Raw genomic sequence first — 13,128 nt, 5'->3', positions numbered from 1 at the left:
GGCGGGTTTCACCCGCCCTACAGCGTGGTAACACCAGAAACAAAAAACCGACGCCCTGCAAGCAGGGCGTCGGTCGGATGGTTACAGCTGTCTTGTTTCAGCGAATGCCGGCGTTACGCAGTGCGGCCGGGGTGAAGTCGTTCATGGTGAACTTCTGCCCGTACTGGTAGGCCTGCTTGGACTCGTTGATCATCCCCAGCACGGCGTAGCGGCCGGCGATCAGGTCGTACAGCGCCTGCACGGCATAGATACCGGCGCCCTGCTGGTAATCCAGCACCTGGAAGCCCTCGCCGACGCGCCACAGCTGGCCGCGGCCGTCGTAGTGGTCGACTTCCACCAGTTGCCAGGTGTCCTCGTCGAAGTACATGTGGCGTTTGGCATAGATGTGCCGTTCGCCCTGCTTCACGGTACCCACCACTTCCCACACGCGGTGCAACTCATAGCGGGTCAGGTCCTGGTTGATATGGCCCGGCTTGAGGATCTCCGCGTACTTCAGCTTGGGCGACCACAGCTTGTAGTTGTTGTACGGGATGTACATCTCCTTCTTGCCGACCAGTTTCCAGTCATAGCGATCCGGCGCGCCGTTGTACATGTCCGAGTTGTCGGCGGTACGCATGCCGTCGGCAGCGGTGCCCGGGCCGTCGTAGGAAACCTGCGGGGCGCGGCGCACGCGGCGCTGGCCGGCGTTGTAGGCCCAGGCCATGCGCGGTTCCTTGACCTGGTCGATGGTCTCGTGAACCAGGGTAACGTTACCGGCCAGACGCGACGGCGCGGTGATCGCCTGGGTGAAGTAGAAGAGGACGTTGGCGCCTTTCTCCGGGCCGACATCCGGCATGGCCTGCGGATAGCCGATCTTCTGCTCCAGTTCGACGATGCTGAAGGCGCCGCTGGCCTGCGGGGAAGCCTGGGCGGTGACGTTCTTCATGTTGGGGCCGCGATAACGGGCCTCATGGTTCCACACCACTTCCACGCCATTCTTCGGAATCGGGAAAGGGTAGTAGTGCGACTGCTCGAAGTTCTTCAGGCCGTTGCCATTGTTGACCGTCTCGGTGGTCACGGCACTCTTCTTCGCGGCGTCATAGATCGATTGCGGCGCCGCGGCGCTGCGGCGGGTCGGGTAGACCGGGATCTTGTAGGTGTCCCCATAGCGTTGGAACATCGCCAGTTGGCCGGCCGTGAGCTTGTCCTTGTACTGCGCGACGTTGTCCTTGGTGATGACGAACAGCGGTTTGTCGCTCTCGAACGGATTGCCGAGGAAGCCGTTGCCATCCACCGGAGCTGCGCCCGGCTTGAGGCCGCCGGTCCAGGCGGGAATGCTGCCGTCGGCGTTGCCGGCCTTCTCGGCGCCCAGTGGGGTCAGGCTGGTGCCCAGCTTGGCGGCTTCATCGGGGGAGACAGCTGCCATCACGCTGGAGGCCATCAGGGAAAGCGCCAGGGCGCCGGTTTTCAACAAAGTGCTCGATTTCATGTTTCCTGCCCTCTATCAGGCGTGTATCAGAAGTTCACACCAACGCTGAGCGAGACGAAGTCCCGGTCGGTGTTGGTGTTGAAGTCGCCCCCAAAGAAATCGGTGTAACTGAGGCTGGCGGTGTAGATGTTCAGGTAATCGGCATCCACGCCGACGCTGACTGCCTTGGCGCCTTCCTCGAAGTTCGGTCCACGTCCCTCCACGTCATGCGACCAGGCCAGGTTCGGCGCCAGGTTGATGCCGGCGAACACGTTCGGGTAATCCAGCCGGGCGCGGGCGCGATAGCCCCAGGAATTGGTGGTGTAGAAGCCGTGGCTGTTGCACTCGACGACTACCGGGCTGGTTGCCGGATCGGCACAGGCGACGCCCGGAGTCACGCCGGCGCCGAAGGTCGGGCTGCGACCGAAGCGCACGTCGGTGCCGTCGCTGTCGCCCAGTCCGTTGATGCGGTTGTAGCCGACCTCGCCGACCAGGGTCAGGCGGCTGGCGCCCCAGACCTGATCGAAGAACTGGGTGGCGGTCATCTGCGCCTGCAGTACCGGGAAGCGCTTGTAGCCGGGAATTTCCGCGCCCAGCACGTTCTGTGCGAATCCGCTGGTGTACAGCGGCGAAGTCGGCACGCCGAGCGCCGCACTGGTCAGGTCCGGCGTGCTCAGCTGCAGCGGCTGGTTCGGCCGGAAGCTCAGTTCGCCGCCCAGCGCGGTGCCGCTGACGTTGGTCTGGAAGCTCAGGCCGTAGAGGCGGATATCCTCGGGGAAGTCGACGAAATAGCGGGTGTTGCGGATCGCATTGACCTGCGCGACCTGCCGCGCCAGCGGCGTGGCGCCAGCCAGAGACGTGGTGGAGTGAATCTGGCTGAGGAACGGGTTGCGGCTGTGGTAGTTCATCGCATAGGCGCCGAACTCGGTGTCGTTCAGCTCCGGCACGAACCAGCGCAGGGCGATGCCGTACTGGCCGCCGTCGCGCGCATCGTCGTCCTTCAGGCGTGGGATGTAGGCGTTGTCCGTGCCCGCGGCGATGGCAGCCAGGCCACCGGTGTTTTGTGCCACACCGGGCGCCAGGTCGAGGCCGGCGGTCACCAGGCGGTCGTTGCAGCCCGGCGGGACGCCGTCGTTGCCGAAGAAAGTGCCGCAGTTGTCGATTACCGACTTCTCCCACTCGATCTGGTAGAAGCCCTCGGCGGTGAGGTTCTCGCTCAGGCCCTGGGACAGGTAGAACATGTTCACCGGCACCAGGCCTTCCTTGATCTCCGAACCCGGACGGCGCAGGGCGGCCACGTCGATCGGGTTGATCACGTTGATGCCGTTCTGGATGAAGGTGCTCTCGCCCCAGCTGACTACCTGCTTGCCCAGGCGCACGTTGCCCGGCAACTCGCCAAGGTTGTAGTTGTAGTAGACGAAGGCATCGAGGAACTCGGCGCCGGAGGACTTGGCCAGGTCGTCGCGACCGCTGTCGTCGATGTCGTAGAAGTGCTGGCTGCCGTCCTTCTGTTCGAAGTCGTACCAGTACTTGCCACGAATGAAGGCGCCACCGTCGCCGTATTTCAGCTCCAGGTCGTGCAGGCCCTTGAAGATGGTCGAGAAGTTCTCGCCGCTCTTGAAGTTCAGCCGGCCATCGTCGAGGGTACGGCTCGCGGCCCTGCCGGTCTTGCCCAGCGAGTTGGCGTTGGAAATGAAATCAGGGTCGGCGCCGGTGGTCGACCAGCTCGCGCCGATCGACAGCGATGAGTCGAACTTGCCCTCGATCTCCCCGATATTGAAATCAATGGCGCTGGCCTGCGCAGTCCACGCCAGTGCCACCGCTGTGGCCAGGGCGTGGGGGCGGTATGCTCGGCGCATTTTTATTGTTGTTGGCAGCATGCGTACTCCAGAGGATGAAACGGTTGGAGACTTCATGCTATGCACAGCGCCGGCTGGCCTGAATTGCCTGTTCTGGCAATTTCGCGGCATTACCCGAAGGGTTTAGATCGACGCGTCGGCAGCGAATTTCCGCTGCTACTGATCGGTGAAGCGGGATAGCTGTATCCGAAGGTAACAAGCGCTGGCGGAACACCCGCTCCCGGTCCAATTACCTCCTATGGCTGATTGAGCGCCGGCCTGGGCGGGGCGAGCATCGCAGGCGTGAATAATTGCATGCGGTAAGTGCCCATGGTTCCGTTCAGTCACCTTCAGGACATCCCCGTCGATTGGTCCGCCAAGACTGGTAAGGATCGGTACGACACACTGCCTCCGGCCGCCGGGCAAGCCAGACTGCCCAGTGCATTCCTTTCCCGCACACGCCTGCTGGACAGGTTGCTGGGCGTACCGAAGCGCCTGCACCTGCTCTGCGCACCGGGCGGTTACGGCAAGACGGCGTTACTCAGCGACTGCATGGGCCGGCAATCGCCCGGCAGGCGCCGCTGCTGGCTGAGCCTGAACGGCCAACCCACGTCACTGGCCCGTTTCTGCGAACGCCTTGCCGGAAAGCTCCGCATGCAACTGCCCGGCTGCGGCACCACGCATGGCCTCGCCGTGGCCACGCTGGATGCGCTGGAAGCCAGCCGGGAAACCATCTGCCTGGTGCTCGACGACTACCCGGAGGAGGCCGATGTCGAGCTCGACGCCTGGATCGATCATCTGCTGACCCGCTCGCCCGCGCGCGTACAGCTCTGGGTCAGCTGCCGGCGGCGTCCCGCCTGGAGGCTGTCGAGCCTGCAGCTGGAGGGAGAGCTGCTGGAGCTGGGCGCGGATGACCTGGCATTCACCCACGACGAATTTGACGGACTGGCCAACCTGCTCGGTGCGGCGACCACGGAAGCATTCCGCGATGGAATATGGCAGCGCACCCTTGGCTGGTGCGCGGGCAGCCGGTTGCTGCTGGACGATCAGGGTGGCGGGCGCCCCGGAGCCCTGAGCCTGCGCGACTATCTCGGCAGCGAACTGCTGTCGCGCCTGGGCGAGGATGAACGCACGATCCTGATTCGCCTGGCGCATCTGCCTCGGGTGTCTGCCGAGCTGTGCGCGCAACTCTGGCCGGAACTGGATGGTGGGAACGTGTTCCGCGATCGCCTGCTGCCACAGGCGCTACTGCGGCCCATGGACAACCAGGGAACCTGGTGGCGCCTGCTGCCGGCAGTGGCAGCCGCCCTGCAGCCGGAGCTGAATGCCGCTGAGCTGGGCCGCCTGCGCGTGCACAGTTGCCGCTTCCTGTGGGACGCCGGGTTCGCCGACGAGGCCGTGGAAATGGCGCTCTGCGCCGACCAGGCGGACACCGCCGCCAACTACATGGATCGCATGCACCCGGACTGGCTGTTCACCGACCAGCATCTGGCCACCTGGCTCGATTGGCGTACGCGGCTGCCGATCAGCCTGCTGGAAGGCACACCATTCCTGATCTACCTGAATGCCCAGGCGCTGCTGAGCAGCTGGCGGCTGGACGAGGCGCGGCAGTGCATCGCGCGGATCGGCAACCTCCTGCCGCAACCCACCGCCACGCGCAACCGGCGAACCCTGGCCAACTGGCAGGCGCTGTACGGCACCCTGCAGGGGCTGGAAGGCAACGCTGAAGGGGCCCGAGAACATTGCCACTCGGCGCTGGAACACCTGGACGTACGCGACTGGCAATCGGCGTACCTGTGCTATTCGACCCTGGCCCGGGTAGCGATGGCCGCCGGTGAAGGCGACAAGGCGCACAACCTCCTGCATACCGCCCTCGAACTGGCGCGGCGTCAGGGTTGCCTGGCCAGCGAGGTGCTGATCGACACCGACCGCATCCGCCTGATGATCCTCAACGGCGAGCTGGACGAGGCGCACGCTCTGCTGGACGAATGTTTCCAACTGGTCGCGGAGGAGGGAGGCGAACACAGCCTGCTGCTTGGCCGCCTGCATCTGCTCCGTGGCGAGCTGGCACTCCTCGGCGGTGACCTGGATGCCAGCGAGATCGCCCTGCGCCGGGGCGAGGATCATGCGCGCGAATGCGCCGACCCATTCATCCTGCATGCGCGGATCGGCCTGTCCGAAGTGGCGGCGTGTCGCGGCGATTACCAGCAGGCGGGCCAGCATCTGCGCGAGATCGAGCGCCGCATGCAGTGCGCACGGGTCCATGCCGACTGCTACGCAAGCACCATCGCCCAGCAGAACCTGCGCGTGCTGGCCCGCCAGGAAGCATGGGAGCAGATGCTGCCTCAACTGCGCACGCTGGAGCAGCAGGCGCGGGCGGAGCTACCGCCGCTGCATGCACCATCCCTGCCGCAACGCATCCAATTGCTTCAGGCGCTGGCCCTGCGCGGTACTGGCGATCTGAGCGAGGCGGAAAAGGAACTGCGTGCCTTATCGCAGAGCTGCGAGCGCCTGCGTTTCGCCGGTCTTCTCGCGGAGGCCGGGGTCGCACTGCGCCAAGTCGAGCAGGAACTGGGCTGGAGTTGCCCGGAGCCCCGGGAAATCCGGCAGCCGGTGCCTTTCAGCCTGCTGGCGAAGTGGGCGACGCCTCCTGTCGCAAGCCCGGGCAGCGTGACGCGCCTGCATCCCGGCAAGCAGGACGTGCTGACCACTCGCGAATTCTCCGTGCTGGAGCTGCTGGCCGAGGGTCTGTCCAACATGGAGATCAGCGAACGGCTGTACATCTCGCTGAACACGGTCAAGGCGCACACCATCCGCATCAACCACAAGCTGGGCGTGAAGCGGCGTACCCAGGCAGTGATGCGGGCCCGGGTGCTAGGCATGCTGGCCTAGTCGATCAGGCCGCGCGTCCGGGCGATGGCGATGGCCGCCGTGCGACCTTCCGCGCCGAGCTTGTGATTGATGTTGCGCAGGTGGCTTTTCACCGTGTGCAGCGACAGGTTCATCTTCGCCGCGATGGCCAGGTTGCGATTGCCGGCGGCCGACAGGCGCAGCACTTCGAGTTCGCGGTTGCTCAGCAGCGCGTCCGCATCGCTGCTGCCGGTGCCTTTCGCCACGCCCGCGCGGCCAAGAAGATCAGCGAGGAACGCCGGCGCGATGCCAAGGCTGCTGCAGCCCGGCTGGAAGGACACCGCCCAGTCGGCAAGCAGCTTCGCCAGGCGCGACCCTTCGTCGAGGAATGTGCGCAGGAAGCCCTCGCGGCTCGCCAGTTGTAGCGCCGGGGTGAGCGCGGCAAGTGCCTCATCCCGCTGCCCATTGCCGGCCAGCGCCATGGCATGCAGGAGACGCAGCTTGAGGGCACGGCGATGGTGCTGGAAGCGCAGGGCATCCTCGATGGCCTCCTGCAGGGCCTTCACGGCCTGCACATGTTCGCCACGGGCGATGAGCAGGCGCTGCCGGGCGATGAAAGGAGTGTCCACATCGCAGCCATACAGCAGTACCCCGGAGCGTTCCCAGTCGCTGTTGAGTTCGGCGGAATGCAGGGCCTGGCTGGCGACGTCCAGGCGGTTCTCCATAGTGGCGATGCGCGCACGTTCGAGCCACGCCGCGCAGAGCAGACGAGAGGAATCGGTCTGCCGGCCGAGCTGTTCGAGACAGGCGAGATGATGCAGCCAGAGCGTGCGGTCGCCACGCAGATGAGCCATCCGCGCCTGCAGCACGCGACTGATGATCGATGCGTCAGGGCCGCCGCCATCCATCGCCGCCAGCGGGACGTCCTCCAGCGCATGGCGAGCCTCGTCGAGCCGATCGGCTTCATAGAGGGTCAGGGCATTGAATATGTCTAGCGGCACCCGGCCTGCCGGCCACCTGTCCTCCGAGCCCTGGCGGCGCCGTTCGGCGACGGCCTGCATGCGCGTACGTGCCTCGCTCAGGCGGCCCTGGACCAGTTCGATGATGCCGTGCTGGCACTCGGCGACTGCGTCGACGATGAGTGCGCGCGGCTGCACGCTGGCCTGGGTCATGCGTGCCAGCACCTGTCGCGCCTCATCGTAGCGCGCCGTGGCGATCAGGCAGTAGGCGAGGACGTTGCCCACCAGGCCTAGCTGGAAGGTTTCCTCCGGCGGCAGGCGCTCGAACTGCGTCTGGGCGGCACCGCAGGCGGCCTCCAGCCGATCGGTCAGGCCCAGCAGGAGACAGCGGATGGTTTCCGTCTCCCGGCTGGACGAGTTGCGCTCGACGACCTGCATGGCCTGCGCATAGCGGCGGGCCAGCAGCAGGGTCCAGGCGTGCACCAGCACCAGGCGCGGATAGCGGTCGATGACCGGCGCGGCGATCGGGTCGATGCAACGCAGCAGCGCGCGCAGGCTGCCGATGTCGATCAACTGGTCCAGGTGCGCGTCGAGCTGGCGGGCGACTTCTTCCTCATCGCCGGCCAGCCGCAGATGTTCGATGGCCTGCAAGGGCAGGTCGGCGGCGAAATGCCAGCTAGCGGCGGCGCGGTGCAGGGCTGGCGCCTGTCCGGGCAATTGCCGCTCCAGCGCGCTGCGCAGGAAGCTGGCAAACAGCGGGTGATAGCGGAACCAGCGGTTCTCGCTGTCCAGCGGGAAGAGGAACAGGTTTGCGCGCAGCAGCTGCCCGATCATCGACTGGCTGTCGCTGCGGCCGGTCAGTGCGTCGCACAGCGGCGCGCAGAAGCGATTGAGGATGCAGGTCTGCAGCAGGAACTGGCGGCATTCGTCGCTCTGCCGGGAGAGGACGTCTTCGGTGAGGTATTCGGCCAGCTCCAGGTGGGTACCGGAAAAGGCCGCGACGAACTCGCTCTGCTCGCGGCGCCCCTGAAGCGACAGGGTGGCCAGGTGCAGGGCGGTGATCCAGCCTTCGGTGCGGTTCTGCAGCGTCTCGATTTCGCTGTCGGGAAGCGACAGGTTGTGCTTGTCGTGAACGAATGCATGGGTTTCTTCCATGCTGAAACGCAAGGCGTCAGCGTTGATTTCCAGCAGCCGGCCATGCGCCCTGAGCCGGCCCAGCCCCAGGTCCGGCGTATTGCGCGTGGCAATGGCCAGGAGCCCGCAGGGGGGCAGGGCGTCCAGCAACTGACGGACGAAATCCAGCACCTCGGCGCTGTTCAGCACCTCGAATTCGTCGAGGAGGATGACGAAGGGCTGCTGGCGCTCGGCGACCTCGTCGAGCAGGGCCGCCGGCCGGGGCGCGCCAGTCGCGCGTTCGACGCGAACCCCGCGCGCCAGGTCGAGTTCGCGCAGACCGGCATCCAGGTGTGCGGCTAGGCGCTGCGGGTCATTGTCCGCCGCATCCAGGTTGATCCACAGAGCCGGCCTGCCATTGGCCGCCCAGAGTTCGCGCAACTGCGAGAGCAGGGTGCTCTTGCCGAAGCCAGCGGCGGCGCGGATCAGGACCAGCCCGGCGCCAGCCACCTCGCCCAGCCGGGCGAGGATTCGCTTGCGCTGGAGATGGAAGGGGGAGGCGAGCGGTGGGCGAAACTTGCCCGCGTTGATCCGTACCGCCTGCTCATTCGCCGGCAATCCCGGAACCGGGATCAGGTGCCTGGGCAGTGGTTGCAGGCCGCCTTTCTGGTCGGCTCCGGGTACCAGGGCCAGGCGTGCCAGCAGGTCGGGACGGTCAGGCATCGATCTCTCCAGCAGATGGATAGGGTCTTCCAAGGGTACTCAGCCATTCGAGTGATTGCCATGTCCGGCGGCCCGGATAGCCTTGGGCGCAGGACCGCCGGGGCGCTCGGCCCCGCAGGTATTTTTCAATCACGCAGAGAGAATGAACATGGCCGGACCCCTGGCAGGTGTGAAAGTAGTGGAAATGAATGCGATAGGGCCGGCGCCCTTCGCCACCATGCTGCTTGCGGACATGGGCGCGGAAGTGATCCGCGTCGACCGCCTGGTGTCCGGCTTCCTCAATGGCGACGACAGCGTGATCAGTCGTGGCCGCCGCAGTATTGGCATCGACCCGCGCAAACCGGGGGCGGTGGATGTGCTGCTGCGTCTGATCGACGAGGCCGACGTGCTGATCGAGGGCTTCCGCCCCGGGGTGATGGAGCGGCTGGGCGTGGGCCCGGTGGTTTGCCTGCAACGCAATCCGAAACTGGTCTACGGACGCATGACCGGCTGGGGCCAGAACGGCCCGCTGGCGCCGGTCGCCGGGCATGACCTCAACTACATCGCCATCACCGGTGCCCTGCATGCCATGGGACATGCCGACCGTGCGCCGACGCCGCCGCTGCACCTGGTCGGCGATATGGGCGGCGGAGCGATGATGCTGGCCTTCGGCGTGGTTAGCGCACTGTTCGAGGCGCAGCGCTCGGGCAAGGGGCAGGTGGTGGATGCGGCCATCTGCGACGGTGCGGCGCTGCTCGGCACCATGTACTACGAGCTCCGGCAGAAAGGCGAATGGCGAGGCCGCGGGGAGAACATCTTCGACGGCGGCGCGCCGTTCTACGGCTGCTATGCCTGCGCGGACGGCGGCTATATTTCGTTGGGAGCCATCGAGCCGCAGTTCTACCAGCTGTTCCTCGAACTCTGCGGCATCGACGATCCGGCCTTCCTGCACCAGTGGGAGCGCAAGGAGTGGCCGCAGCTGCGTGCCAAACTGGAAGCCATGTTCCTCACCCGCACCCGCGACGAATGGTGCGAGCTGCTGGAAGGCACCGACGTGTGCTTCGCCCCGGTGCTGGACCTGAGCGAGGCGCCGAACTATCCGCACAACCAGGCACGTGGCGTATTCGTCGAAAGCGACGGCATCGTGCATCCGGCGCCCGCACCGCGCCTGAGCCGCACGCCGGGCGTGGTCGGCAAGGTGGTGAAGAATGGCGAGCACACGCTGGAAATCCTCGAACAGCTCGGGCTCGACCAGGAGGCAATCGAGGTGTTGCGTGAGGTGGGGGCGATTGGCTGAGCCATTGGCCAAAACGTTTCCCCTTACCCCAACCCTCTCCCTCAGGGAGAGGGGGCCGGACGGAGTGTCGATTAGTGCGATGTTTCGCCTGACGCCGAATAGTCCCCTCTCCCTTGGAGCGGGGCGCGCAGCCAGGGCTGGAGTGAGGGGTGACCCACCGTTCAAGTGAAAACATCGTTCCCACCCCGCCAGCCAGTTCCCGCAATCCCGGAGTTCCCAGTTCAGATGAATCCGACCTCCCCACTGCTCGTCAGCACCAAGTTCTCCCCGCCGCGCATTGGCAGCCAGTCGGTCCCGCGCAGGAATCTTCTGGCGCGGCTGCAGGCCGAGCACCAGAACCGCCTGTTCCTGGTCACCGCTGGCGCCGGCTTCGGCAAGACCATCCTGCTCGCCCAGTGGCGCCAGGCGCTGATCACCGACGGGGCGACCGTGGCCTGGATGTCGCTGTCCCAGGACGACAGTCAGCTGGAGACGTTCTGCCTGAGCCTGATCGGTGCGCTGCAGCAGGTCGGGGTGTCGCTGGAGGAGAATCTCCTGCCGCTCAATGAGGAGGCAGGCAGCGATGTGATGCACATGATGTCGTCGCTGCTGATCAATACCCTGGCCAGGACCAGCGGCGAGTTCTACCTGATGCTCGATGACCTCCAGCAGGCGCGCGACCCACGCATCACCCAACTGCTGCAAGGGCTGATCGAAGGCGCGCCGCACAACCTGCACATCGCCCTCGCTTCGCGGCAGATGCCGGGGTTGCTGCTTGGCCGCCTGCGGGCGATGGGCGAGCTGTGCGAGGTGGAGGGCGCGGAACTGGCCTTCGATTTCCACGAGTCGCACGACTTCCTCAAGACCCATCTGGACAGCGCGATCGACGTCGATACGGCCCATGCCTTGCACGACCAGGCCGACGGTTGGCCCATCGGTCTGCAACTGCTGTCGATTTCGCGCAAGGCCAACCCGCGGCGCCGGGGTGGGTCGATCAACCCGCAGGCGAGCAGCCAGGGCCTGGAGGAGTATCTGGCGGAAGACGTGATCGCCGACCTGCCGGCCGGCCTGCTGGATTTCCTGCAGAAGATCTCCATCCTGCGGCGCTTCAATGCGCCACTGGCCGCCCATGTCACCGGCGTGTCCGAGGCCGAGGCGATGATCGAGGCGATCGAGTCGCGCAACCTGTTCCTGCAGTCGGTCGATGCGCCGGGGGACTACCAGTGGCTGCGCCTGCATCCGATGTTCAACGAATTCCTCGCCAAGCGCCTGGTTGCCTCGGGCACCGACGTGCGACTGCTGCACCGGCGGGCAACGGAGTGGTTCGAACGGGCCGGACTGGTTGCCGAAACCATGCGCCATGCATTGCTCGCCGAAGACTTCGACCTGCTGGTCGAGCTGCTGCACCGCTCGCAGCCGTCGTACAAGAGCGTCAGCCATCTCGGCCAGTTCATCCGCTGGCTCGACAATGTTCCGCTGTTGCTGCTCACTCAGCATCCTGACCTGCTTATCATGGGCATCTGGAGCTGCCTGCTGACCTCTCGCACCGCCAGGGCCGAGAGCTGGCTGGCCGCGCTGGTTGACGCGCAACTGACGCCGCAATGGCAGGACCAGGTGGCGCTGTTGCGGGCGACCCTGGCAATCCAGCACGACGACATGGCCGAGGCCCATGCGCTGCTGGAGCCGCTGATGGGCACGACCCTGGAGAATCCGTTCCTCGCCCAGGTATGCGCCTGCCTGACCGTCAGCGCGCTGAGCAGTCTCGGGCGGTACGCCGAGGCACGCCGCTACTTCAACTCGCCGGCCGGTCGTTGCCTGCGTTCGAGCAGTTATGAAATGGCGCTGATCGGCGCGGCCTCGATGGCACAGATGGCGCTGTTCGAGGGCAACGTGCTGGAGGCCGAGCGCAGCTGTTCCACGGTGCTCGCCCAGGCCGAGCAGGTGCATGGCCGGCGTTCGGTCAGCGCCTGCAACTGCGCGGCGATCCTCGGGGAGGCGTACTACGAGCTCGACCGCATCGACGAGGCGCGCGAGGTCCTCGCCAATCGCCAGGACATCCTGCGTTTCGCGGTGCCGGAGTACCGCATCAGCTCGGCCCTGAGCCATGCGCGCCTGCAGCTGCTGCAGGAGTCTTCGCGCAGCGCACTGGAGTATCTGTCCCGGCAGGAGGAACAGTTCCGCGACCTGGGATTGCACCGTGGCGTCGCCGCCATGCTCGCCGAGCGGCTGCGCATCCTGTTGCGCAGCGGCGACTGGCGGCAGGCGGAAGTCATCCAGGCGGCGCTGGAAGACCTGCCGCGCGAGACGCTCGAACCGACGCCGGCACAGGCGGAAGTGGCCGTCCTCACCGCGCTGTCGAAAGCCCGGCTGGCCCTGGCGCGGCAGCAGCCCGAACTGGCGTTGCGGGCGCTTTCGGAAATCGAGGGGCCCGCGCGCGAGTATGCCCGCAGCGGCTGGCGGCTGAAGGCGGAAATCCTCCGCACCCTCGTCCTCGACATGCTCGGCCGCGAGGAGGAGTCGCTGGAGCGCGCGCAGAGCGTACTGGCCGGCGCTTACCGCATGGGCATGCTGCGCACGCTGCTGGATGAAGGCGAACCGCTGCGCAGACTGCTGACTCGCCTGGAAATCCCGGCCGACAAGGAGCTGGCGGCGTACCTGCAGGAACTCACCCGGCGGCAGCCTGTGCAGACGGAGCAGGACGAGGTCGAGCCGCAGGTCGGCGGGGCCGAGACCAAGGAGCCGCTGCTGACCAGGCGCGAGCTGGAAATCCTCGAACTGCTCGAACAGTCGATGTCCAACAAGCGCATCGCCCTGGCGTTGAACCTGAGCCTGCAGACGGTCAAGTGGAACTTGCGCAACATCTTCTCCAAGCTCGGGGTATCCAGCCGCTACGAGGCGATCATCATCGCCCGCAAGCGCGTTCCGCGCGGCTCCTGAGGCCGA

The 13,128-nt window shown here is 66.0% G+C and carries 6 protein-coding genes; 3 read left to right on the top strand and 3 right to left on the bottom strand.

Features of this window, described 5'->3' with window-relative positions; genetic code table 11:
• Positions 1–97: 97 nt before the first annotated feature.
• A complete protein-coding gene (locus JFY56_RS02070; protein ID WP_084311221.1) occupies positions 98–1,468 on the bottom strand; it encodes a DUF1329 domain-containing protein in 1,371 nt (456 codons plus the stop codon).
• Between the two features lie 26 nt (positions 1,469–1,494).
• The gene (locus tag JFY56_RS02065) at positions 1,495–3,306 is read right to left on the bottom strand and encodes a DUF1302 domain-containing protein (protein ID WP_236032391.1); all 1,812 of its coding nucleotides are present in this window, start codon (positions 3,304–3,306) and stop codon (positions 1,495–1,497) included.
• A 309-nt stretch (positions 3,307–3,615) separates the two neighbouring features.
• Between JFY56_RS02065 and JFY56_RS02060 the strand changes: the two genes are divergently transcribed.
• Positions 3,616–6,177, top strand: a complete 2,562-nt coding sequence (locus JFY56_RS02060) for a LuxR C-terminal-related transcriptional regulator (protein ID WP_208311819.1) — start codon at positions 3,616–3,618, stop codon at positions 6,175–6,177.
• On the opposite strand, the gene JFY56_RS02055 is transcribed toward JFY56_RS02060, so the two are convergent.
• On the bottom strand, positions 6,174–8,930 hold the full coding sequence (locus JFY56_RS02055) for a LuxR C-terminal-related transcriptional regulator (protein WP_208311818.1): 2,757 nt from the start codon (positions 8,928–8,930) through the stop codon (positions 6,174–6,176). The genes JFY56_RS02060 and JFY56_RS02055 overlap by 4 nt on opposite strands.
• Positions 8,931–9,078: 148 nt before the next feature.
• On the opposite strand from JFY56_RS02055, the gene JFY56_RS02050 reads away from it, so the two are divergent.
• Entirely contained in the window at positions 9,079–10,206 is a 1,128-nt protein-coding gene (locus tag JFY56_RS02050; RefSeq protein WP_208311817.1) for a CaiB/BaiF CoA transferase family protein, read from the top strand.
• Between the two features lie 225 nt (positions 10,207–10,431).
• A complete protein-coding gene (locus JFY56_RS02045) occupies positions 10,432–13,122 on the top strand; it encodes a LuxR C-terminal-related transcriptional regulator (protein ID WP_084311229.1) in 2,691 nt (896 codons plus the stop codon).
• The last annotated feature ends 6 nt before the right edge of the window (positions 13,123–13,128 follow it).

Origin of the sequence: Pseudomonas schmalbachii, assembly GCF_017589465.1 — a bacterium.
Taxonomy (GTDB): domain Bacteria; phylum Pseudomonadota; class Gammaproteobacteria; order Pseudomonadales; family Pseudomonadaceae; genus Pseudomonas; species Pseudomonas schmalbachii.
This window is presented reverse-complemented; position numbering and strand designations above follow the sequence as displayed.